The sequence below is a fragment of the Cognatundibacterium jejuense genome (assembly GCF_014284255.1).
GTDB classification, from domain to species: domain Bacteria; phylum Pseudomonadota; class Gammaproteobacteria; order Burkholderiales; family Burkholderiaceae_D; genus Undibacterium; species Undibacterium jejuense.
This window is the reverse complement of the sequence record NZ_JACOFV010000024.1, coordinates 17,425-40,822: the sequence shown is the minus strand read 5'-3', so window position 1 is coordinate 40,822 and position 23,398 is coordinate 17,425. Positions and strand designations below refer to the sequence as shown.

The 23,398-nt window shown below is 41.1% G+C and carries 22 protein-coding genes; all 22 read right to left on the bottom strand.

All coding sequences use genetic code 11. The features are described from left to right. The coding region (locus H8K32_RS18995; RefSeq protein WP_186914136.1) for a GDP-mannose 4,6-dehydratase at positions 1-180 on the bottom strand (180 nt) is incomplete at its 3' end. Between the two features lie 163 nt (positions 181-343). Beyond that, positions 344-1,579 carry a Wzz/FepE/Etk N-terminal domain-containing protein gene (locus tag H8K32_RS18990; protein ID WP_246447504.1) on the bottom strand — a complete coding sequence of 412 codons (1,236 nt, stop codon included), beginning with the start codon at positions 1,577-1,579 and terminating at the stop codon, positions 344-346. A gap of 2 nt (positions 1,580-1,581) precedes the next feature. After that, positions 1,582-4,011 carry a polysaccharide biosynthesis/export family protein gene (locus H8K32_RS18985; protein WP_246447503.1) on the bottom strand — a complete coding sequence of 810 codons (2,430 nt, stop codon included), beginning with the start codon at positions 4,009-4,011 and terminating at the stop codon, positions 1,582-1,584. A 125-nt stretch (positions 4,012-4,136) separates the two neighbouring features. Then, a complete protein-coding gene (locus H8K32_RS18980; RefSeq protein WP_222613197.1) occupies positions 4,137-5,243 on the bottom strand; it encodes an MraY family glycosyltransferase in 1,107 nt (368 codons plus the stop codon). Between the two features lie 271 nt (positions 5,244-5,514). After that, complete coding sequence (gene galE / locus H8K32_RS18975) at positions 5,515-6,507, bottom strand: UDP-glucose 4-epimerase GalE (RefSeq protein WP_186914134.1); 993 nt, start codon at positions 6,505-6,507, stop codon at positions 5,515-5,517. Between the two features lie 11 nt (positions 6,508-6,518). After that, the gene (locus H8K32_RS18970; protein ID WP_186914133.1) at positions 6,519-7,520 is read right to left on the bottom strand and encodes an NAD-dependent epimerase/dehydratase family protein; all 1,002 of its coding nucleotides are present in this window, start codon (positions 7,518-7,520) and stop codon (positions 6,519-6,521) included. A 15-nt stretch (positions 7,521-7,535) separates the two neighbouring features. After that, the gene (locus H8K32_RS18965) at positions 7,536-8,348 is read right to left on the bottom strand and encodes a glycosyltransferase (RefSeq protein WP_186914132.1); all 813 of its coding nucleotides are present in this window, start codon (positions 8,346-8,348) and stop codon (positions 7,536-7,538) included. A gap of 62 nt (positions 8,349-8,410) precedes the next feature. Beyond that, positions 8,411-9,355: a glycosyltransferase family 2 protein gene (locus H8K32_RS18960; protein ID WP_186914131.1), complete on the bottom strand. Its 945-nt coding sequence runs from the start codon at positions 9,353-9,355 to the stop codon at positions 8,411-8,413. A 25-nt stretch (positions 9,356-9,380) separates the two neighbouring features. Continuing rightward, positions 9,381-10,415 (bottom strand): hypothetical protein, encoded by a 1,035-nt coding sequence (locus H8K32_RS18955; RefSeq protein ID WP_186914130.1) that lies wholly within the window; start codon positions 10,413-10,415, stop codon positions 9,381-9,383. Next, positions 10,406-11,491 carry a glycosyltransferase family 4 protein gene (locus tag H8K32_RS18950; protein WP_186914129.1) on the bottom strand — a complete coding sequence of 362 codons (1,086 nt, stop codon included), beginning with the start codon at positions 11,489-11,491 and terminating at the stop codon, positions 10,406-10,408. Before H8K32_RS18950 ends, H8K32_RS18955 begins: the two co-directional genes overlap by 10 nt. Beyond that, positions 11,488-12,657 carry a non-hydrolyzing UDP-N-acetylglucosamine 2-epimerase gene (gene wecB / locus H8K32_RS18945; protein WP_186914128.1) on the bottom strand — a complete coding sequence of 390 codons (1,170 nt, stop codon included), beginning with the start codon at positions 12,655-12,657 and terminating at the stop codon, positions 11,488-11,490. Before wecB ends, H8K32_RS18950 begins: the two co-directional genes overlap by 4 nt. Before the next feature lie 4 nt (positions 12,658-12,661). Continuing rightward, positions 12,662-13,912, bottom strand: coding sequence for a glycosyltransferase (locus H8K32_RS18940; RefSeq protein ID WP_186914127.1), 1,251 nt, complete (start codon positions 13,910-13,912; stop codon positions 12,662-12,664). Positions 13,913-14,038: 126 nt separating this feature from the next. After that, entirely contained in the window at positions 14,039-15,295 is a 1,257-nt protein-coding gene (locus H8K32_RS18935) for an O-antigen translocase (protein WP_186914126.1), read from the bottom strand. After that, positions 15,292-16,383, bottom strand: coding sequence for a DegT/DnrJ/EryC1/StrS family aminotransferase (locus H8K32_RS18930; protein ID WP_186914125.1), 1,092 nt, complete (start codon positions 16,381-16,383; stop codon positions 15,292-15,294). Before H8K32_RS18930 ends, H8K32_RS18935 begins: the two co-directional genes overlap by 4 nt. Beyond that, positions 16,380-16,805 (bottom strand): sugar 3,4-ketoisomerase, encoded by a 426-nt coding sequence (locus H8K32_RS18925; protein ID WP_186914124.1) that lies wholly within the window; start codon positions 16,803-16,805, stop codon positions 16,380-16,382. Before H8K32_RS18925 ends, H8K32_RS18930 begins: the two co-directional genes overlap by 4 nt. A 173-nt stretch (positions 16,806-16,978) precedes the next feature. Next, positions 16,979-17,755, bottom strand: coding sequence for an acyltransferase (locus tag H8K32_RS18920; RefSeq protein ID WP_186914123.1), 777 nt, complete (start codon positions 17,753-17,755; stop codon positions 16,979-16,981). Beyond that, entirely contained in the window at positions 17,752-18,471 is a 720-nt protein-coding gene (locus H8K32_RS18915; protein WP_186914122.1) for an SDR family NAD(P)-dependent oxidoreductase, read from the bottom strand. The genes H8K32_RS18920 and H8K32_RS18915 overlap by 4 nt, the downstream gene beginning before the upstream one ends. Then, entirely contained in the window at positions 18,468-19,805 is a 1,338-nt protein-coding gene (locus H8K32_RS18910; protein WP_186914121.1) for a class I adenylate-forming enzyme family protein, read from the bottom strand. The genes H8K32_RS18915 and H8K32_RS18910 overlap by 4 nt, the downstream gene beginning before the upstream one ends. After that, positions 19,802-20,056: an acyl carrier protein gene (locus H8K32_RS18905; RefSeq protein WP_186914120.1), complete on the bottom strand. Its 255-nt coding sequence runs from the start codon at positions 20,054-20,056 to the stop codon at positions 19,802-19,804. Before H8K32_RS18905 ends, H8K32_RS18910 begins: the two co-directional genes overlap by 4 nt. Before the next feature lie 141 nt (positions 20,057-20,197). Next, a complete protein-coding gene (locus H8K32_RS18900; protein ID WP_186914119.1) occupies positions 20,198-21,640 on the bottom strand; it encodes a mannose-1-phosphate guanylyltransferase/mannose-6-phosphate isomerase in 1,443 nt (480 codons plus the stop codon). A gap of 34 nt (positions 21,641-21,674) precedes the next feature. After that, positions 21,675-22,139 carry a MarR family EPS-associated transcriptional regulator gene (locus tag H8K32_RS18895; protein WP_246447502.1) on the bottom strand — a complete coding sequence of 155 codons (465 nt, stop codon included), beginning with the start codon at positions 22,137-22,139 and terminating at the stop codon, positions 21,675-21,677. Positions 22,140-22,302: 163 nt separating this feature from the next. Then, positions 22,303-23,049 (bottom strand): isoprenyl transferase, encoded by a 747-nt coding sequence (locus tag H8K32_RS18890; RefSeq protein WP_186914118.1) that lies wholly within the window; start codon positions 23,047-23,049, stop codon positions 22,303-22,305. Positions 23,050-23,398 lie beyond the last annotated feature (349 nt).

Genomic DNA, 23,398 nt, shown 5'->3' with positions numbered 1-23,398 from the left:
GTCACAAATATCGCCTTGCACAAACAGGTGGCGTTCGTCATTGCGCAAACTGGTCAGGTTGTTTAGATTACCGGCATAAGTCAATTTATCGTAATTCAGTACCGACTCATCGGACTGTGCCAGCCAGTTCAAGACAAAATTAGCGCCAATAAAACCAGCGCCGCCTGTAACAAATATCATTTCATAAACCTCAATAAAATATTTTTAAAAAGACGATCTTAGAAACTTACGATGAGCGGTAATGTTTATCGAAGATCTGTCTTAAAATATGAAAAAGTCTGCTATTGCAATAACAGACTACCTTAATAGATCTTAGATCTGTTCATAAGTTAAATAATACAGTTTAAGAAAACTGCAAATAAGCCTTTAACTGACGCCACTTTTCTGCGTCCTCAGCAGACTTAGGTTGACTCATCGCTTCCGATACAAAAGCTGCGACCAATGCAAGGATCAAACCAAAAAACGCAGCAGCAATTGTAATCAATGCACTTTGCGGTTTGAACTTACGCTCAGGCTCAACCGCTTTGTCCAATACTTGAATCAGAGGGATATCTTTGGCTTCGTCCAAACGAGCAACCTCATATTGCTTTGCCAGCATTTCATACAACATTTGGTAATACTTGACGTCACGCAACAGCTGGATATTGCTTGCACCGGCTTCTGCAGGTTTGCCAGCACTCGCAGCGGCTTCACTTGCCTGCATTGCAGATTCCGACTTTGACGCAGCGTTCGAAGCAGAACCCTTTTCCAGCTTAGCTAACTCGTCTTGCATGCCCAACAGTTCCTGATTGGCGCGCTTGTACTCGTTGTTGCTTGGCGTAACAAAGGCTTGCATCGCCTTGAGTTGAATCTGCTTAGCGGAGATATTTGCTCGCAAACGCGCTACCGTTTCCAGAACAGCTTTACTTTGGGCATCAACACTCATCATCCCTTTGCTATCTATGCCGGAGGACAAGGCAGTTTCTGCGGCAATCATCTTATCTTTAGCCAATTCCAACTGCTTTTCAAAGAAAACACGACGTTGAGACGCCTCTGTCAAAGCAAACTTACTCGTCAAAACTGTCAATTCTTCCACATAAGCGTTAGCAATTGCTGCTGCAACTTTAGCGTCTTTGTCCTCAACATCGATAGAAATCATGTTGTCCTTACCAGAAGCGATAACAGATTTTTCATCCAATTCTTTTCTGGTTGACTCTAAAAACTTCGCGTCGTATCGCTTTTGTAAATCAAAACGTTGAATCAACTTATCAGTTAATGCGCGGCTTTTAAGCATCGCAATGTAAAGGTCATTAGGACTCTTGATCCCCAACGCAGCACCGGCGCCACCAGCCAAGCCCCCCAACTGACTCAGCATTGCTGAAGCTGTTGACTGACTTTGTTGAGGAGGCAAAATCTTCGTATTAGCTTTGTACGCGTTTGGTAAAACAAGGCTGATTGCCAAACCCGCAATTCCAAACGCTACTGGATAAACAAAAATCTTTTTCTTATGCTTTGCCAGAGTCAAAAAGATGTCCATCAAACTAATGCCATCTTCATCTTCATGAATTTGAGCTTGTTGCTCTTGATTGATCGCTGTCATGCTTATTGTCTCAAACTCTTAATTGCTGCTGCACTAATACCAAATCCAGAAAGAATTTGCGCCCAATCTTTCAAACCATTCGTGAAGGTTTTATAAGCGGGTTCTTTGTTTAGACGCTCAGGCACAACGATACTATCGCCAGGCATCAATTCTGAAGATTTCACGCTAGAAAACCAACCGCGGCCGGTGGCTGACAGTACAGTACCATTGGCACGTAACACAAAAATATTATCCATGTCTGCTTCTGACGTAGGACCAGCATCTTCCAGATATTTATCCACCGTACCGCCTCTTCGCCAGATCATAGAAGATTCTTGATTAACCGCACCAAACACATGAACAAAATCAGGACGACTTGGGATAACCAACTGATCGCCGTTTTCTAATTTCAGCGTTGGTAATTTATCAAAGCTCTCGTCATTGGCTGCGAGGCCAAACGAAATACGTCCGGTGGCTTTCAGTTCATGCATTTTAGCGATCGCTTGCGCACTGGACTCTTGCGCTGCTTTTAATTTAGCGGTGATGGTTGCTGCATCCTGACCACCAGAATCATTGGCTGCCGCCTTAGCATTCTCAGAGCGCATTTGAGATTCCAAACGGCGAATTGCTTTTTCTAAGTTAGCTTGCTGTTCTTTACGCACTTGCTCACGATAGAACTCAGTACCGAACAAGTAAGCGTTCGAAGTAGTACCACCTGCTTTAGCAATCAAAGAAGGCAATGTTTCGCCTGGTGACATCTGGTACACACCTGGCACATTAACCTCACCCTCTACACGCACAAACACTTTACGCTTAGCTAAGGGAACCTGAATATCATCTTGAGAGAAAATTGTGACCGTATCGCCGGGCTGCAAAGCAATATTTTCCGGGCTATTTACGTCAGCCATTGCTTTTCCAAGATTAAACGATACCAAGCTTACGTTAAGAGTATCGCGATCAACGCGCTCGACCGACGCGTATTCCCAATTGACTTCATCAACGGCACTGCCAATCTTAGAAGCAATGGAATTGGCGTTTTGTTTTTTTATTTTATCGCCGTACAGATTATCATCAGCAGAAATATTCAACCCGTCTTTAGGGATATCTCTGTCTTTAGGGATATCTCTGCCTTCAGTGTTATCCGCTGCATCTTTGTAATCTTTAAGATCTCTACCTTCCAAATTTTGACGAGCGATCGATGACCTGGTGACCAACATATCACGGCTTGGAATCAAATCACGTACATGCATACCGGGTGTAAATGGTACACGTAGCTGTTGACTTACGTTACCACGCAAGGTTACTGCATTAGAAAACTCAGGCGTAATAGACGATACTGTCAACATATCGCCATCTTTTAAAGTCTTGCTCAATCCAACCTTGTTCAAGTTAAATTCTTCAACGCTACGCGGTTGTGATTTACTTGGATCAATGCGCTCTAAAAATGCACGGCGCGGATCAGCAATAACAGGCAAACCACCTGCAATTTCCAGAATACTGCCAAGGGACTCGTTTGCTGATTTCAATTCATAAATCGCAGGTGTATTAACTTTGCCTACCAACGCAATATGGCCAGCAGCAGCGGGTATAAAGATCGTATCGCCATCTTGCAGCTTAACGTCATGGCTCTTATCACCTTTGGCGATGAACGCATACATATCCAAGTTACCAACCATTTTGCCATCACGCTTGACCTGAACATTACGCATAGAGCCATTGGCGTTTGGCCCGCCACTAGCAAGCAAAGCAGTCACCAAAGTAGAAAAACCAGAAACCGTATAGGAACCTGGCTTTTTAGCCTGACCAACAACGTAGACAGTAATTGCACGCAAACGACCAAAGGTCACACTCACCGCTACGTCGCGATACAGCTTGCCAATAGAAGACTTGATGACGGCATCAGCTTCACCAGCCTTGACACCAGCGAGCGCAACCGAGCCAATAGTCGGGATATTAATAACACCATTGCGATCCACCGTCGCCTTGTAATCAATATCTACGCTACCCCACGCCCTGATCATGACCTCATCACCGGCACCCAAGACATAATCGGATGGCAGAGGTGTATTTTGTAAAGGAGCAAAACTAGATGGTGTGTTAGAGAAAAAGTCAGACCCGAAATGTGCTAACTTCTTACCTGTTGCGTACTGAATAAAGCTTTGAAATTCACTCTTTTCAGGCTTTTGGTTGGCATAATTTTTACCATATTGGCCGTTATCTCTCATATTAGATTGAGGATTTAAGCCATTTCCATTCGCGCCATCAACACCATTGTTATTGTAATTCTGGTTTTGGTTTTGACCTTGATTGGTAATACGAGGCGTTCTGACCATCTCTGGCGTATTGGCAGAAAAATCGCCAGAATTCTTCGCGTCTTGATTTGTATTATCAATTTGTTGCGCAAAAATACTGGTCGCAGCAAAGATTGCAAAAATAGGGAGCGTACTCTTCATTGTTCGATGCATAGGTAAGTACTTTTAAAGAGAGTAAAAATAAAAAAATCAGCTGTAGGACTAGTACGACAAAATAAAGGCACCGACCCTTGTCAGTGCCTCTAAATATTCATTCGATTAATACATCAAACCTCTGATGTCGCACGTTCTTTTTCATTGGGACATTGCTTACGGCCGCCAACGGTCATCCACGGCTTAATTTTAAAATGCACAATCATTGCATAAAACGTGCAATAGCACAAAATAAACAGAACCACGAACAACATCAATACAGGGGTACTGGACCAAAACAACGTCGCCGGAATGATAGAAAATGCCGCCAGCCCCCAAAGATAAGGTGCTGTCAATGAGTTGCGCCTGATCATGTGTGCGCCTTCCTTTGAGCCAATCATGTGACGCACCATGCGTTTGTAGACGAGCGAATGCAAGTGGATAGCATCCGGCAAGCCTGCAGGCAAGCCGCGAATGACTTTGCGGCGATAGATAGAAAACACCGTTTCCCAGACAGGATAGATGACCAATAAAAGCGGAAACCATGGCGATACGGTTGGATTGCGGTAGACCAACATCACGCAAATCTCTGCAACCATGAAACCCCAAAGGTAGGCACCACCATCACCAGCAAAGATAGTACCTTTGGGGTAATTCCAGAATAAGAAGCCGATAGTTGCACCGATCAATGCTATGCACTGACCGAGCAAAAATATGTCATTTACTTGGTAACTCACGTAGGACAACGCAGACAAAATCATTACTACAACGACACCAGCCAAGCCGTTGAAGCCATCGATAATATTCATCGCGTGAGTAATACCTCCAACTGCTAACATAATCATAAGTGCGTTCAAAACAATATAGCTAGTAACTAATTGATCAAGCAAAGGCGTTCCAAGACGTACCAACTTGGCATCGAGCAACCACATGCCGATAAGCGCAGAAACAAACGCAGCAATTAAGCGCTTGAGTGGACTAACTTTTTTAGTCAGATCTTCTATAATACCCGCTATCCATACAGGTAAAATCGAGTAAACCATAAACAGGCTGTTGATTTGCCACTCTCCGAAATACAAAATCACCATGCCGATCAGAAGACCGGCAAAAATGGGAACACCACCAATACGTGGTGTTGCATCGTGGTGCATTTTTTGAGGACCAGAACCAACATGATCAGTTGTAAAGTGTTGATGTGCGTGCTTAAATATAATCAATCCAAAACACAACAACCAAGACATAGCTAAACTTGCAGCAAGAACGTTAATCATTAGAAACCTTATAAATCAATACTAACAATCGGAATAGAGTAAAGTAAATAACACATCCTAATTGACATAAAAAAGTGAAGTAAAATTTGTGGCTCTTACTACACATTAAGCTTAATTATCAGTAAATAAACGTTAAAAAAATATCTACCTTCAACTTTTTCATAAGTTATAAATTAGCTTGTTCACAAACATATTGCAGCTATATTAAAAATGGGAATTTACTAGGCAAATTCATTCACCTTTAGTGATTATTTAAAATGAAATTTTTCACTTCCCAATTCCATGCGTCCTTTATAATCTCCTCAAGCTTCCCAAACTGCGGCTTCCATCCCAATACTGATTTGGCATAAGTTGAATCAGCGACTAAACAAGCAGGGTCACCGGAACGTCTAGACTCAACAACATTAGGAATTGGCCGGCCCGTTACTTTTTGCGCGACGTCAATCACTTCCCGAACCGAGAATCCTTTACCACTACCCAAATTAAATGCTTGGTGACCTGAAGCACCATTAACCAGAGTTTTTACTGCCAACCAATGCGCAGAACACAAATCACTTACATGAACATAATCGCGTATACAAGTCCCGTCAGGCGTATCGTAATCATTACCATATACAGAAATTGAATCTCTCCTTTTTGAAGCAACCTGCAAAACAAGTGGAATCAAATGTGTTTCGGGTAAATGTCGCTCCCCCAACTCTCCTTCAGGGTCAGCGCCCGCCGCATTGAAGTAGCGTAGGGAGACAGAGTTAAGTTGGTATCCCTTGGCAAAATCTTCCAAAATTTGCTCCACCATTAATTTTGATTTGCCATACGGATTTAGCGGATTTTTGGGATGGTTTTCGGTGATCAAGCGAGTTTCAGGTTCTCCAAATATTGCCGCCGATGAAGAAAAAACAAATTTATCAACATTAAATTCTTTCATTACAGAAAGCAAATTTAGTGTATTAACTACATTATTTTGATAATATTTGGTTGGTTCACGAACCGACTCTCCAACTTGAATGAACGAAGCAAAATGCATCACCACATCAAATTGATGTTTTTCAAAAATTTGACGAAGAAATTCAACTTCTGAAATATCGCCTTCAATAAATTCGCCAAAAACTATCGCATCTCTATAACCGCTTGATAAATTATCAACCGTCACAACTTTACAATCATTCTGGCTGAGATATTTAACCATATGCGAGCCAATATAACCAGCGCCACCAACTACGAGAATATTTAACATTTTATACACCATCATTCTGAATAAAAGACTCGCTCACCTTCGTGCGATTCTAAAAATTCATATTTAACAGTCCCTTCAAGTGCTGAGACCATAGAAACTGGTGGCACAAAACCTGATTCTGAAACAGCGGTGTTATAAACAGAATTTGAGCAAAATTTCTTCACTCTTATGGAACTAACTGCAAATTTTTTGTTAGTCAACCAAGCCAGCAAATCAAAGATTTTTCCCGCAGCAAAACCAAGACTAAAAGGTACCCTAAATTTAATTTTTCCTTTCCTACCCAACATACGATTCACCGTCATCACTAGATGATTCATTGTGAAGTCGGGCTTGTCAACGTAGTTATAGGTATGAATACCAGGCTTGAAGTTAGTAACATAATGCAGAAATGCACTAATGTTTTCGACGTAGGCCATAGACTTTCTATTTTCGCCGTCACCCACCATCAAAAAACGTCCAGAGGATATTTGTTTAAGCAAATTGTAAACATTACCGCGATTTTTTTCGCCGAAAATGACAGTTGGGCGAATAATAATCAATGTTCTTTTCTCAGGCTGTTCCTGTTGCCAAGCAACGAAAATCTTTTCCGCTTCGTATTTCGTGCGTCCATAATCATTAAAAGGAGCAATGACTCCGCTCTCATCAGTTCCTATTGGAGCAAACCCGTAGACCGCGACAGTACTTGTAAAAATAATCTTATCTACCCCCTTCAAGCGCGCAGCGTCACAAATGTTTTTCGCTCCACCCACATTCACGTCATCATAGAGACTGATGGGTGTAACGTCATCCCTATGTTCGGCAGCAAGATTAAAAATTATTGAGCTTTCAGGGATATTTTTTTTTAGGCTCTCAACGTCTCTTACATCTGTTATTTTTGTAACGTCAGGAAAAGACGAACTTTGCACTTTATCCAAAATACAAAATTGATCACCATTTTCTGCCAGTCGCTTGCTGAGTCGGCTACCGACGAAACCTGAGCCGCCAATTACTGCAAACTGTTCTCTTTGAATCATTTCAATTCCTTAAATTTAACTTCTTAATATTTTCGTATATAGAAGCCCTCTGATCGATGAAGGCAACAAAAAAGCGACTGCACGTGAACTTCCATGAATAAACGCTGATAATCGCGACTTAATCCCAACCCGAAGCAAATGCCTTTGCAATTCGATTTCAGCGAGGGCATATTTTATTCCGCCTCTCCGTTTGTACATGTCTACCCCAGCTGTCGCATTCACTAGGACAACATCCAGATTTTTCGATAAAACACCTTGGGATAGCATTGTTGCCCACAACGCATAATCTTCTTTCAGGAAAATATCAGGATACCCTCCTGCTGTTTTAGCAGCACTGGTGCGATAACACACGCTCATGTGATTAAACGGATTTCGATATTTAGCAAAGTTAAGAATTTCTACGTGCTTGCTCGCGACCCTACGGATTCCAAGTTTTGTATTATCTTTATCGACTTCTTGGATTAGTGACCCCATCAATCCAATATCAGATGACATATTGTCAACCAAAATTTCAAATCGGTTAGGTAAATTATAGTCGTCTGCATCAGCTCTAATAATCCATTCTGTACTGATCATAGATATTCCCTCGTTAAGGGCATTTGCTAAACCGACATTTTTAGGTAAATAATGAACATCCAAAATATTCTTATGACGATATTTAATAATTACCGCATCTAACGTATGGGGTATCGGACCATCAACTATCAATAAAACTCTTTGTGGCAGTAACGTGTTTTCGAAAACACTATTCAAAGCCATGTCAAATAGTGCAGGATCGTCGTTTTTATAAACGGCCATTAAAACAGTAAAGGTTTTTTCAGAAGCCATACTAATTCCTTACAACATTAAAAACGTTAGAGACAAATTGCCTCTACTTTAACCTGCTTGGGTTATAGTCTAGGAGCAGTCACTAACTTTAGTTTGATGCCTGAAATAACGCCTTTTGCCATACATAGAAATTCATTCAACCGAGGTAATCCACAAATAGAGAAAAGGACAAAACTTCGTAGTAGTTGTATAACATCTCCACGTTTAAAACTCGCCGGAATATGCTCAAGTTTTTGCATATATATTCCAGATCTCATTAGATAAAAGTGCCTCAAAGGCGAATGCATCGGGATTAACCAGCGTCCAATTTTTAACCGCCGTTCTCCAAGATTGTGGGTCATGTATGTACTGCAACAACCCAGTATTTGGTAACCAAAACTTCGTGCACGCAAACCCCATTCAACATCAACGTAAGATATAAATAACTGCTCTTGCATCAATCCGACCTCAACCAAAGAATCCATTGAAATTAAAGACCCGGAACTAACAAGAAACCCAACGTCAAAATTACCAGTCCCCACTACGGGAGAAATTCGTTTTTTTCTTCCATCAGAAAAAGAAAAAAAAGGTAGAGAGATGCCAGTAGTCTCATCTCTCAAAAGTGGTCCGACAGCAGCAATATGTTTATCACTGCCAATATTTTCGGTGTAGACACTAAGTAACTTATTCACCATGTCAGGTGACGGAACAGAGTCTTGGTCAAGTGTAAGAACGTGAGTTGCACCTAAGTCGTGTGCAGCGCGAATTCCAACATTCTGTGCGTGAGCAATTCCAAAATTTTTTGCTAACGAAAAAAATCTAGCGTTAGTTACCCTCGAAACCATTTGATGAACTTCCTGAGAATTTTGACTCCCATTATCTACAACAAACACTTGATCAACCTGCCCCCCCAAAGATAGAAAAACACGAGAAATTCCCTCCAATGAAGGATTGTAGGTAACTATTATTGAAATAACAACAACTTTCTTTAAATCAGAACTCAAAATATTTTCTTGCAAATTTTTCATATATATAAATAAAAATCAACCACTGTTAGGCAGCCATCAGCGTACGCACGGTATCCAATATCAAAAAAAAGCTCAAATAAATCGCATATCTGGTTTTCCCAATCAGCACTAGATAAATACAAAAGAGCATTAGTATTAAAGATTCAACACGCAATAAGTCAGCAAAAATTCCTTTTTGCAAAAAAGAAAACCCATTATTCGCAATTTGGAGACATAAACCTAGTAGCAGACCAATCATCGCTGATTTGAGTACAACACTAAACCCACGAATAGGTAAACTAAATCGTTGGTTCCCCCTTAAATCCAATTTTTTGCAAAAAATTGTATGTACCATTATCAAAGGAAATATCGTCCAATAAATTATTTGAGAAATGTCTGGGACAACTATTTCAGTGTTGAGTCCCGAAAAAGCATCTACATCTAACCGCGAGACATTTGAAACTTCGTAAATGAACGCAGCATAAACTATCGAAGAAATTAAAATAGAAATATTCTTAAATTTTTGCAAATAAAATGCGGCAAATAATAATAGCCACAATGGCGCAGTACCCATGTGTATCAAAACAGAGAGTAGAGCCATAACTAAAAAATGCAATGCACGAGGATGCACTTTGGCACATAACAGAACACGCAACCACAACACTAGGGCGAGCCCTTCACGGATTTGAGCTCCAAATTTCAATAAAATAATCGGAACTAGTACAGTAACTATATGGGGACTAATACGATATTGATGAAATTTTTGCAGTCGACTAAGAGAGTCAAAAATTAATATCTCAATGAAAAGCAAGACAGCAAAACGAAATTCGTCATAACTAAGAAGTTGGCTTGCCAATTGAATCAACACGACAAAGCCTAGATCCCTACCAAACGCGGCTAAATGCCCTCCACCAGACTCATAAATTTTTCGATAAGTTTCATAATCTGGAAGTTGTGGTGCTAAAAAAAATAATACAAAAAAAATCCCGAAAAGCAGCATTTTTATCGAAAATGACAGGCCACGACTCCTCTTTCGAGATCCGAAATTTTTCGTTGTTACATGATCACCACTCACTGGCATTGAATATGTTCCGGTAAATTTACGGTTTCGACATCAGCAAATAATCTCAAGCTAATATTTCGGTTTATTTCTGATTTCTCGTTATTTTCTGCGAGAAAATTGACTGTATTTACGTCAACATATTCATATCCAAGCTCACTAAAATCACCAATATCTGATGACAGAACTATTGGCCTCATCCCAAAATATAAATATTCAATCATTTTTGTCGGATTCGCGACCTTGTTCAGAATGTGATCTTCGCGAAGAATAAATCCATAATCAGCTAACTCGTAATAATTTCGCAAATCTTCTGGCTTCACGTGAGTCACGATAATCCGAGATGCTGCCTCGCCAAAAACCTGTCCTATTTTTCTGTTCAGCTCTTCAGTCTCTCCAGTCAAAAATAGAAACCAGTTATCCCCTGAAGAGTAAAGTGATTTAGATACTTTAAGCATTAAGTCAATATTTTGCCAGGTATGCAAACCGCCAGAATATAAATAAACCTTTGCAGAGATTGGCACTCCTAACTTGAGCCTAAGCTCCTCAACTTCATCAAAATTTGCCCGACAGCAAACTTGTGAGGTAAAGATCGGAAGATATAAAAATTTCGCATCACTAATTGGATATCTTTCGCTATAAAGTCGGCACATACGCCTTGTAACGCAAACAGCAAGCTTAATACGTGAAAAAGCGACTCTTTCCACGATTTTCATTATTTTTGATAAAACCGTTTTCCCAGAATGCTGCAATTCTTCAGGAACTGTTCCATGTATATCTAAAATTACTTTTGTCTTTTTCCCAACCAATAACAATGGAAAGAGAATTAACGCATAAAAATATATTGAGTGGACATAAACTGTTCGAGCCGATCTTAGGATCAGAAAAATGTCAAACATGTGTAGAAAACTTGCTGTGTACACCTCAACGTTAGCAATATTTTCCCTAGAAGATTTCAAGTGTTTAAATCCATATAGGTCAAGGTATGTACGTGGAATATCTTGCAACCTTCCATCGATATTCGCAATTCGCTGAACCATTCCCTCAAGTCTTCTGCCAGGAAATGGATAGCGTCCAACGATAACCAGAGAATTCATGAAAGTTTCTCCTTTGCAATACTAGACTGCGTATTCTTCGGAAAAAAGAACTCGGTCAATCTGCGTACAATTTTCTCAGCAGCATTGCCATCGCCATAGGGATTTTGACGTGTCGACATAGAAGAGTAAAATTCGCAGTCATCTAACAATTTACTAACCGAAGTGACGATATTACGCGAATTCGCACCAACCAAACATGCCGTCCCTGCTCTTACCGCTTCAGGCCTCTCGGTTGTGTCGCGCATTACGAGTACTGGCTTTCCGAGGGATGGAGCTTCCTCTTGGATTCCACCACTATCAGTGAGAATTACATAACTTTTCATCATTAAATAAACGAATGATAGGTAGTCTTGTGGCGGAATTAGAAATATATTATTTTGTTGTCCTAATATAGCTTCTACAGGACCTTTGACATTAGGATTCAAATGTACCGCGTAAATTACTTGAACATCATCTCTTTGGCTTAACGTAAGAAGAGCTTCGCAAATCTCACGAACCCCACCACCAAAATTTTCTCTCCTATGACCTGTAACCAAAATTAATTTTTTAATATTTGAGATAAAAGAGAAACGTTGCTCCAGTGGGGAAATCAAATCTTTATTTGCGGACAATCGTTGAGTAACCTGCAATAAAGCATCTATTACTGTATTTCCGGTTACTTGAATATTGGATGCTGGAATACCCTCGGCAAGTAAATTTTGCTCAGCATTGATAGTAGGCGCAAAATGCAAATGAGAAATCATTCCAGTTAATTTACGATTTAACTCCTCTGGCCACGGCGACCAAATGTCACCAGTTCTCAATCCAGCCTCAACGTGCCCAACTGGGATTCTTTTGTAAAAACACGCAAGTGAAACCATAGAGGTAGTTGTCGTGTCGCCATGGACTAACACAATATCAGGAATAAACTCGCTAAGTACTTTAGACATGGATTCAAGTATCCTCGCAGATATCCAATCTAAAGTCTGAGCAGTAGACATGAGATTTAAATCGTAGTCCGGAATTATTTTAAAAATATTCAGTACCTGATCTAGCATCTCCCGATGTTGTGCTGTAACACAGACCTTCGTCTCAAATTCCTGGCGTTCAATTAACGCCGAAACAACTGGTGCCATCTTGATAGCTTCTGGACGAGTACCAAATACGATTAGTATTTTCTTTTTCATATTCTTAATTAATTTTAGTGAGCACGTTAAATTTGTTAATGCAATATTTTGAAAATCTATTTAAAAATGGACGCTTATATTGGGTAATGTTCGCAAAATTGGAAAAATCCATCGTAGAGTGTGCTGCGAAGTACTCGATTAACTTAACAACGTGATCCATTCGATGGTTCTTTTCGACATATGAGCTCGATAAATTCGAATGCTTTGCAAAGTTAGCCCTCAATTCAAACAGAAGCTCCTCAATTGTCAAACCCTCGACATTAGAATTAGACTTTACAAAACTTCCTAAGTTGTAATGGGTCGTGTTGTAAAACCAATTAAATCGATAATTATTTTTAATTGGACCAAATGATGCTGGAGCTAGAATAGTAGGAATACCTAATGCTGAGGTCTCTAGAGCGGCCGTTCCCATTGCAAAGGCTATGTCTGCGTTCGTGGCAATTAATTCGAGAGCTTCCTTGTTAGGCAATGTTCCAAGAAGGGATGCCTCTACATTAAATTTTTTCAATGCTTTTTGAACTGTTTTGCGATAAGGTCCATCACCGACTATAATCAATTTGATTAAACTGTTGGCATTTTTAAAACTCGCGATTCGTTTTATCAGATAAATCAATCCATAACATTTGAAATCGCATAATCGCCCGTACCATAAAAAAGTGACGGTGTCATTCAAGGAAATCGATCGATCGTGCGTAACATCTAATGACAACTTAGGAACAGGAACGGGAACATAATCACCAATTCTTATTCCTGCGTAATACCTGCTTAGAGTATCTGAACATTCACCATCCATACAAACAAACGCTCGGTTTTTTATCAAGTATGCAAGCGCAACTTTACGGACATCATCCTCTTCCTGAAAAAAAAATCTGTTTACGCTTTTAAGCCAATTAATGCCAATATGAAATATTTTCTCACCAATGATAGGGGGGAGATAGATACCATTCAACGGATGAACATTCCAAAACAAAAGCCGCCCTAGCGAATCCTTATGGATATATCTGGCGATATTTGCAATGTGAGAAGCAAAGGCTAAAATATATTTAGATTTAATAAGAACTGGGTCTCCCTCTGAAACCACAATAAGCTCGACTGCTTCGTTTTGAATATGTTTAAATATGATCTTTTTTTCACTATCCAGCACTGTAACTTTATGACCCAAATTTGCCAATTCATCAGCAAGCCTAGCAAAAAGCATCTCAGCTCCACCTACCTCAACGCTGGGGTAAAAAAGTAAGTATTCAGTGTTAATCATCAAATTTATTACCACGCATTAATTGCTTAAAAGTATATATTTATATAAATATTCTGGAAAAATTCTAAAAGAATATAGTCAAAAACAACCGTATTTATCAGAAATTTTTATTTAAACGTTACATTTTTAATTTCGCATCTTAGTTATTTCTTTTTTTATTATTAAATACATAACAATCCAATATATTACGTAATTTAGTGCGTATGCAATTGATACTCCCACCAATCCGTGGCTATGAACAAATAATTTTGTAAAAAAATAGAAAGTAAATGAAAAAAGAATTTCAGTTGAAATAAAAGACTTCGTCATTGTTCGACCGAGCATAATAAAACTCAAAATCCACGATCCAATTTTGATCACATCTCCACTCAACTGCCAAAAAAATAATTCTCTAATTGGAAAAAACTGCGCAGAAAACAATGTAGTTATTATGAAATCGCGCAAAAAAAACATAGAAACTGCACCGAAAATTACGACTGGGAGTACAAATCTATATACTTTGAATATTTCATATCGTAATATTTCAGCATTCTTTATTTCGGCCAACCTTGGTAAATAATAAACAGAAAGCGTCGTCGTAATGAGCATTAAGTAAATCTCACTTATCTTCCACGATGCTTGCCAAAATCCAGCAGCATTTACACCAAGTTCCTTAGATAGAAAATCCCGAATAAATATAAATGTAATCGGTGCTGCCAAAGCCGTAGTTAATCCCATTAGTCCAAAGTTCGTAAGCTCTTTAACGATTGATCTATGCCCTGCACCAATCAAAAAATGGAGCTTAAACCATGGCCGCTTCGATACCATATAGCCCGTACCAAGTAGCAACATTGCTGGACTAACAGACAAAGCAATTACGGCCCCTTGCAAATGAAAAAAATATGTCAGAAGACCAATAGTCAATAAGCTGACGATACTTCCGCTAATATTTGCTACAACATAAATACCAATCTCTTTTTTGCCATTAATGATCGCCAAGAGCAAGTTGTTTGCTGCAATTGCTGGTAAAGCAAGTGCAGCCCAAACGAGGCCACCACCAAAATCATGTCCCTGTAGTAAGACCCGAGAGAGCCATGAGCCGAACAAGAGCAGTAGTATCGCTAAACACAAACTACAAACCAAAGTCAACTTCACCGCAGTTTGCCAAATCCAGTGTTGGCGAAGTTGATCGTTATAGTTCTCCGCCGTCCCTTTTGTAATGCCGGATGACATTACGCCACCCGCCAAATTTGAGAGAACGGATAAGATATTTTGAAATTGACCAATCGCAGCGTATCCGGAAGGACCGACGTAGATCGCCAAAATCTTGTTTAAAACCATTGAACAGCTTACTTTAACAGCAACTGCAATAGCATTTAAAAGACTGGTTCTTACTAGAGTCATTGTCGGATATTCGCAATCACTGCTTCAATTTGCGCGTTATTCATCTGCGGCCCAATCGGGATACTCAACACCTCACGAGCCATTTTTTCTGCAATCGGATAATCGCCGACTTTCATTCCCATGTCTGCGTATGCTTGTTGTAGGTGAGGCGGGATCGGATAATGTATTAGTGTCGTTATTCCAACCGCATTTAAGCGAGCCTGCAAACCATCTCTGTCATCGCTACAAATAACGTAGAGATGCCATACTGGCTCAGTCCCCTCTGGAACTGTTGGCAAGATGAAACCTAACCCGGCTAGCTCGTGCTGATAACGTTTCGCTATTTCACGACGGCGATTATTCCATTCATCTAAATGTGGCAATTTAGCCCGTAAAATCGCAGCCTGAAGAGGATCGAGTCGGCTATTTACACCTTTTACTTCATTGACATATTTTTGTTTTGAACCATAGTTTCGCAAAACCTGAATACGCTCTGCTAACATCGAGTCGTTTGTTGTTACCGCTCCGCCATCACCGATGGCACCCAAGTTTTTCCCAGGATAAAAGCTCCATGTCACAGCGTCCCCGTGAGAACCAATTCTTCGCCCCTTGTAACTTGCTCCGTGTGCCTGAGCAGCATCCTCAAGGACTCTCAAACCATATTTTTTCGCAATTGTCAGTACACCATCCATATCGGCAGGTTGTCCGTAAAGATGCACAGGAATGATGACTTTAGTCCGCGGAGTAATAGCCGCTTCGATTTTGCTTACATCTATGTTAAACGTAGCTGGGTGTGGCTCAACAGGAACAGGAATAGCCCCGCATTGACTCACTGCCAGCCAAGTCGCGATGAACGTGTTACTTGGGACAATCACCTCATCACCAGGTTGAACATCCATTGCTCGCAGCGCCAAAGATAACGCGTCAAGGCCATTCGCAACCCCGATGCAATGATCTGCTTGACAGTACTTTGCAAACTCAACTTCAAAGGCCTCAACTTCTGGTCCGTGGATATAATAACCGCTAGCAAGAACACGTGCTACAGCAGTATCGATATCAGTTTGCAGTTCCGTATAGGCTGCTTTTAAATCAAGAAAAGGTACGTTCATTTAGAAACTCCGCGCGCGGCCAAATATTCATCATAATTTCGGTAATAATCATCTTCATCATATTTATTAGAAGCGAGAACCATGCATACCGAGCCCGACGAGAAATTATCAAGCTCTCGCCAAATCATCGGGCATACATATAATCCAAAATTCGAACGATTAAGATGGATACGCTTTTTATTTACACCGTCATCCAAGACGATGTCAAAGCTTCCTGACATTGCGACAATAAGTTGCTGCAGTCCCTTATGTGCATGCCCCCCTCGTTCAGCACCACCGGGAACATCGTAGAGATAATAAACTCTACGAATATCAAAAGGGATGTGATCACCACCTTCGATAAAAGTTAAATTTCCACGTGGATCAGAAATTTTTGGCAATGCAATGATTCCGCAAGCATCAACATTAAATGGAGTTTTCATAAAATAATTTAAATTTCAGTAAAGTTTTTTTATTTACACCCATGTCAAAGGCGCAAAGACAAAAATATACCAATTTGATTGGACATTACAGCATAACGACTCTGCTTGTTAATTTATAATTTTTAAATTAACAAGGAATCAAATTCGCGATTTTATATATCAGGAATTTGAATCTAAGTCTCACAACTATTAAACTCAACGATATCAATGCCATTTGCCCATTGCTCAATGACATAATTAGGGTAGCCCCTAGCAAACCGTTTCGTCCAAGGATATGCTTTAACTCTGACATCACCTTTTAAACGCATATCACTAGCCTTGAGAATACGTTTCGCGGGAACACCAGATATTAATGAATCCTCAGGCATATCCTGCCCGACCAACGAATGTGCCGCAACAAATGACCCCTTCCCAATTCGTACTCCTGGTAACAAGGTCGACTTAACGCCAACCACAACATAATCTTCAAGCTCAACGCCCTGCAAGTCGTTACTCGGAGGATTTGGGTCATTCGTCAATAATGTGCCAGGGAAAAGCCATACAAAATTTCCAATTTTGGATTTCTGTCCAATAGTGACTGAACTTTGCGTTTTGACATAATGCCCAATTTCACAATGACCTTGTATATCAGCCATCGTACCGATTTGAAAACCTTTACCAGCAATCGTTTTTTCCCTAACTGTCACATGATGTCCCGTTACAAGACCATCGCCAAAACTTGAGCCTTCATAAAAAACGCTATGCGATCGAATAGTTGCGTTAGTACCGATCACTAAAGACATACCTTCGGCAAGAGCGGTCGGATAACCTAACTCACAATAACCATCAATCCGCGCGCCGGCACCAATTTGAACATTGTCATGAATGACTGTGAACGGGCCGACAGTCACGTTATCGCCCAATTTCGCTTTTGGAGAAACGATAGCACTAGGATGGATACAATTCGTCATGCTGTACTCCCTGCATCTACTGTGATCGTAGTACCATTAATCATGGCTGCATCATCCCCGAGTAAATAAGAAACTGATCCGGCGACAGACTCTACGGATGCAAGTTTACCTGAAGGGCTACGCCGCTTGATGGACATCAGCTTATCCGGCGCGATTCCCTTGGTCATATCAGTATCCATATACCCAGGAGCTATGCAATTAACGGTAATTCCCGCCTTTCCCAACTCCCGTGACAGCGACTTTGTAAAGCCAATTATCCCTGCCTTTGTAGCTGCATAAACTGACAATCCGCTGAACCCTGTGAAACCAATAATCGATGAAATATTAATGACTCGTCCACCACCGGCCAACAACATCGAGCGCGACACATATTTTGTCAACACGATCGGTGACTGCAAATTAACTAATAGTGAATCAGCAATATCGCGTTCATGCATTGTTGCCAACACACCATCACTACCAACAGCAGCATTATTTACGAGCCCGTAAATTCTTCCATAACGCTTGGTTAAAACATTCACCCAAGTATGGATTTCTTCTACGTTTGACAAATCGAATAACTCAAAAAAAACATTCCCAGCTGCACGCAAAGAATTAAGCTCCTCGCTCTCACTACGTCCGACAGCAACCACCTTATAACCATCAGCCGCCAACCGCGAACAAATAGCAAGGCCGAGTCCACGGCGTGCACCAGTTACAATGACCGTTTTTTTCATTCCAAATTACCTCGTAAAAGTTTCCCAGAAGCCGACAAAGCAATGGAGTCGGCTACTACAACAAACGCAGGGACTTTAAAGCCCTCTAAGCGCTCACGACAATGATCTATAATTTTCTTTTTTATAGATGCATCAAAAGAAATGCCCGGTGAGGGCGTAATGGCTGCCTCAACTAAACTACCTAACATAGCACTTTTACGTGCACGGACCTGCACAAAAGCCACTTCGGACAACTCCTGAATGACCAACTCGACCTCTTCGGGCATCACTTTGTTTCCACCAACGTTGATCGAACCATTGGCACGTCCTAAGAAATACACTCTTTCTTTACGAACATCAACCATATCCCCAGAATCAATCCATGCCGCCTGATTATCACGCTGAGAGCGGAGCCACAAATGACCTAATTCATCAACACGGAGTTCTACTCCAGAGATAGAAGAATTCAAAAATGTTAAGGGAAATCCAGCCTTATTATCTCGTACAACAAATCCAACTCCGGCCTCTGTTGAAGCATAAATATGCGTGATGCGTGAAGAAGGAAATTTTCTGGATAGCAAATCAAGAACAGTTTGATCCACTATCTCGCCACCTAAAGTGATTTGAGTCAACTTCAACTGGTCAAACATGGGATGCATAGCAAGTTTTCGCCACATCGAAGGAGTGGCAGAGAGTGCATTACACCCTAACTCAGCAAATCGAGTTAGTTTGGTATCTAACGAATCCGAATCATCATTTAGGATTAGAGGGGTTCCGCAGAGCCAAGATTGTAGAAACACCTGCAAACCAGCAAATCGTCGCAAACTGTAAAGACTTCCCCACACAAATTTAGCACTTACGTTACGGCTGACCATGCTACGTGTTAACGATTGAAATGTGTGCGGAATAAGCTTTGGAATACCCGTTGTACCAGAAGTAGGCAACAACCATGTGGTAGAAATCGGATCATCTAAATAGTCACTTGACGGCCATTGCCTAGGCGACACAGCAATATCAGGCGATTTTCCATGCAATATTTTCAGGAATCCGATCCCATCCTCATTCAAAACAATATCTATTTTTGCTTGTACTAAACGTTCTGTATGTATTTCTGAGTTATCTTCGCTAGGCAGCAGTAAAATTGTTTCGGCAATTCCATCCAAAAAAACCATGGACGCGACCAATTCAATAACCGACATGTCGCTAATGGCAACACGCTTCCCTTTCCAAGCTTCGGGAGAAATTTGACCAAATACTTTGCTCAATTTTGTAGCATCAATAAAAAAATCATTCGCACCATACCAAGCAATCTCGTTGGCATTAAAAGTTGCAAATCTTTCTGCCAAATTTCTCATTTTGGATAAAATTTCGTATAAATCGCAACAAAATCGCCAAGGGTACGAGGATAAACGGGCTCATCCATCAAAACAAATGGATCATAACCAAGCTCTTCCTCAAGGCGAGCGACCAAAATAGCAAAGCCCAATGAATCCAAGCCAGAATCCAGCAAAACAGTTTCGTCTACAAAAGCACCAACTATATTCGCACCCCTGACATCAGCGGTTTCCTCAATTGCTGCAATAATATTTGCACGAAGATTATTCATTTAAATTCCTAAATAGGTTGAATATAAAATGTAATTACAAGCAATTACAAAATAACGGTAAATTAGTTTTTGATTCGAACTCAAATCCATTAAAAAATTATATTTATGAGTGAACTATCGTTATTGAAGCAAGTATATAACTCAATATCTTCCATATGTATCCTCAAACCGCACGATATCATCCTCATTCAAATAACTTCCGGACTGAACTTCTATAATTTCTAGTGGAATAGCACCAGGATTTTTTAAGCGATGCACTTCTCCCAGCGGGATATAGGTCGATTGATTCTCCGTCAACAAAATCACTTTCTCGCCGCATGTGACTTCAGCAGTGCCTTTGACAACGATCCAGTGTTCTGCACGATGGTGATGTTTTTGTAGACTCAGGCTGGCGCCGGGTTTTACTTGAATACGCTTTACTTTAAATCGTTCTGCCTCATCAATGCTGTCGTACCACCCCCAAGGACGGAACACTTTGCGATGCAAAGTATGTTCTTCGCGACCCTGCGCTTCTAATGCATTCACGATTTGCTTTACTTGCTGGCTTTGACTACGATTAGCAACCAATACAGCATCCGCGGTCTCTACAATTACGAGGTTGTCGACGCCGACCGCGCTAACTAAGCGGCTGGATGCGTAGATTAAACTGTTGGTGGTGTCCGCCTGAAATGCATCACCTTGCATGACGTTGCCATTGGTGTCTTGTGCGCCTACCTGCCAGACGGCATCCCAAGCGCCGAGGTCATTCCAGCCTGCGGCCAGCGGCACCATGTTGATGGTAATACCTGAACCCGGGCATTTTTCCATGACGGCATAGTCGATGGATTCGCTAGGGATGTCTGCGAACGCTGTTTTAGCTGGGCGAATGAATTGCGCGTCAGAACTACGGTCTTGCCAGGATGCTTGTGTCGCTTCGGCGATATCAGGGCGGAATTGATTGAGCGCATTGAGCCATGTGCTAGCGCGCAAGACGAACATGCCGCTATTCCAGCAGTAGTTGCCGCTATCTACATATTGTTGTGCGGTCGTTGCGTCTGGCTTTTCTGCGAACTGGGCAACGCTGTATTCACCAAAGGTTTTAACATTGCCTTGGTGTTTGATGTAACCGTAGCCAGTTTCTGGTGCCGTTGGCGTAATACCTAAAATGATAATGGCGCCATCAGCTGCGGCACGTACGCTTTGTTGCAAGGCTGTTGTAAAGGCGGCCTGATCAGTAATGGTTTGGTCGGCAGGTGTTACGACCAAAATAGGATCGTCGCCCTGCTCTACCGCGCGCAAGGCAGCCAGAGTCAGTGCCGGAGCGGTATTGCGAGCGATGGGCTCAAGCAATAAAGTGGCATTGACCGTTTTTAGTTCACGCAATTGATCAAGCGCTAAAAAGCGATGTTCTTCATTGGTGACGACCAGGGTCTCGTCAAGCGTAATATCATGGCTAGTGATCGCATTGATGCGCTCAACTGCTTGTTGAAATAAACTGGTGGTGCCAGATAACACCAAAAACTGCTTAGGAAAACCAGAGCGTGACAAAGGCCATAAGCGCGTACCTGAGCCGCCGCACAAAATCACTGGGGATACTTTTAACATGAGCTTTATCCTTCTATATCTTTTTACGTCAGATTCATTTTGAATTCACTTCTGACTGCAGTGATTCAATTAATGATCTCAGGTGCTCGTATTCATGCATTTTTTTTTGCAGAAAACGGGCAGTAATTTCGCTCTTTTCTATGATGCCTTTGGGGGTTAATAAATAGGCGTAAGCCAACTTATTTTTACTCCCCTGAAAATTCTGCATCTTTAGCCAACCTTTATCGAGTAAGGCTTTTAAGCAATAATTTGCCTTACCTAAACTCACCCCCAGTGCTGCGGCTATTTCACGCTGCGACATTTGCGGGTTAGCTTCGAGCAAGCGCATAACCTCCAGGTAGGCATCTTCATCATCAATTTTTTGGCGATACATGCGTGCTTGGGATCTATTTAAATAAAATATGCAGTTTTCGTTTAAGCCACTGATGCGAACCGGATGAACGCCAAAATCCACAAGCTCAATGGCCACAAATAAAGTGCGTTCAACTAATGAACGCAAAGTATAGCATTATTTTATTTGCCATAAATTTTTATTCCGACTCATTGTATTCAAGCTAAATGACAATGTGATGAAATAAAAATCATTAGCCACAGATCAAAAACATATCAACATCAACTAAGCGCCCTCGGTATTTACCTTAGAGCACTTAGCTACATACTCCTTATTGCGCCTGCACTTGCTCACTAGTTTTACCAAAACGACGCTCTCTTTTTTGAAACGACTCTATCGCTTCATCGAGTGCTTTGACATCAAAATCTGGCCAGAAGGTGTCGGTAAAATAGAATTCTGAATAGGCCAATTGCCACAAGAGGAAGTTTGAGACCCTTGCCTCGCCACCAGTACGGATTAACATATCTGGATCTGGCGCATACGCCATCGCCAGATTGGCGCTCAATTGATCTTCGGTAATATCTTCTTGCTTCACACCGGCAGCAACTAGCTTATTGCAAGCGTCTAAAATATCCCAGCGGCCACCGTAATTAGCGCAGATCGTCAGTGTCAAACCTGTATTGCCAGCCGTTTCAGATTCCGCGGTACGAACTAAGGATTGAAGGTCTTTGTCAAATCTGCTTAGATCACCAACGACTTTTAGGCGGATATTGTTCTCGCCCATTTTTCTGATTTCACCGATCAGGACTTTTCTGAAAAGCTGCATCAGCAGTGAAACCTCATCTGGCGGACGACGCCAGTTTTCTGAACTGAAGGCAAACAGGGTCAAATACTCTATACCACGGTTGACGCAGGCTTCGACAACCTTATTGACCGTCCTTACACCCTTAGCATGTCCAGCGAAGCGCGGCATGAAGCGTTTTGTAGCCCAACGTCCATTTCCATCCATGATGATGGCGATATGACGTGGTACACCGTTATTTTTTTCATCCACTGAAGCGCTATTATTTTTACTCATATTCTCGTTATCTTCTTTTTACATTGCACAACTAAAGGGGAACTTAAGGTGCAAAACGCACGCTCTTAAAGTCCCTGATAACTGAGCGAATACCACTTGTGACAATCCACAATGTATATATCTTCCCATTTTATAATTAAAACAATCACTTGAAAATCAGTTTCGTTGCTTTATTGGCATGGTAATGTGAATTAAGTTTTGTATCTTCGTGTTTCGGGGCGAACTATGTTCATAATGTAGCTTATTTTATAAATCAAATCCGACTAAAGCCGAACAGACCGAAGGCATTTCTATCACTAGGGATATAGCTGTCTTACATAAGTGAGTTCTGATAAACATCCCCTATCCC

Excerpts from the sequence above, each read along its gene's own strand:
- H8K32_RS18990 (WP_246447504.1), bottom strand. The coding sequence starts at position 1,579 with ATGACAGCGATCAATCAAGAGCAACAAGCTCAAATTCATGAAGATGAA.
- H8K32_RS18985 (WP_246447503.1), bottom strand. The coding sequence starts at position 4,011 with ATGAAGAGTACGCTCCCTATTTTTGCAATCTTTGCTGCGACCAGTATT.
- H8K32_RS18980 (WP_222613197.1), bottom strand. The coding sequence starts at position 5,243 with ATGTCTTGGTTGTTGTGTTTTGGATTGATTATATTTAAGCACGCACAT.
- galE (WP_186914134.1), bottom strand. The coding sequence starts at position 6,507 with ATGTTAAATATTCTCGTAGTTGGTGGCGCTGGTTATATTGGCTCGCAT.
- H8K32_RS18970 (WP_186914133.1), bottom strand. The coding sequence starts at position 7,520 with ATGATTCAAAGAGAACAGTTTGCAGTAATTGGCGGCTCAGGTTTCGTC.
- H8K32_RS18965 (WP_186914132.1), bottom strand. The coding sequence starts at position 8,348 with ATGGCTTCTGAAAAAACCTTTACTGTTTTAATGGCCGTTTATAAAAAC.
- H8K32_RS18960 (WP_186914131.1), bottom strand. The coding sequence starts at position 9,355 with ATGAAAAATTTGCAAGAAAATATTTTGAGTTCTGATTTAAAGAAAGTT.
- H8K32_RS18955 (WP_186914130.1), bottom strand. The coding sequence starts at position 10,415 with ATGCCAGTGAGTGGTGATCATGTAACAACGAAAAATTTCGGATCTCGA.
- H8K32_RS18950 (WP_186914129.1), bottom strand. The coding sequence starts at position 11,491 with ATGAATTCTCTGGTTATCGTTGGACGCTATCCATTTCCTGGCAGAAGA.
- wecB (WP_186914128.1), bottom strand. The coding sequence starts at position 12,657 with ATGAAAAAGAAAATACTAATCGTATTTGGTACTCGTCCAGAAGCTATC.
- H8K32_RS18940 (WP_186914127.1), bottom strand. The coding sequence starts at position 13,912 with ATGATTAACACTGAATACTTACTTTTTTACCCCAGCGTTGAGGTAGGT.
- H8K32_RS18935 (WP_186914126.1), bottom strand. The coding sequence starts at position 15,295 with ATGACTCTAGTAAGAACCAGTCTTTTAAATGCTATTGCAGTTGCTGTT.
- H8K32_RS18930 (WP_186914125.1), bottom strand. The coding sequence starts at position 16,383 with ATGAACGTACCTTTTCTTGATTTAAAAGCAGCCTATACGGAACTGCAA.
- H8K32_RS18925 (WP_186914124.1), bottom strand. The coding sequence starts at position 16,805 with ATGAAAACTCCATTTAATGTTGATGCTTGCGGAATCATTGCATTGCCA.
- H8K32_RS18920 (WP_186914123.1), bottom strand. The coding sequence starts at position 17,755 with ATGACGAATTGTATCCATCCTAGTGCTATCGTTTCTCCAAAAGCGAAA.
- H8K32_RS18915 (WP_186914122.1), bottom strand. The coding sequence starts at position 18,471 with ATGAAAAAAACGGTCATTGTAACTGGTGCACGCCGTGGACTCGGCCTT.
- H8K32_RS18910 (WP_186914121.1), bottom strand. The coding sequence starts at position 19,805 with ATGAGAAATTTGGCAGAAAGATTTGCAACTTTTAATGCCAACGAGATT.
- H8K32_RS18905 (WP_186914120.1), bottom strand. The coding sequence starts at position 20,056 with ATGAATAATCTTCGTGCAAATATTATTGCAGCAATTGAGGAAACCGCT.
- H8K32_RS18900 (WP_186914119.1), bottom strand. The coding sequence starts at position 21,640 with ATGTTAAAAGTATCCCCAGTGATTTTGTGCGGCGGCTCAGGTACGCGC.
- H8K32_RS18890 (WP_186914118.1), bottom strand. The coding sequence starts at position 23,049 with ATGAGTAAAAATAATAGCGCTTCAGTGGATGAAAAAAATAACGGTGTA.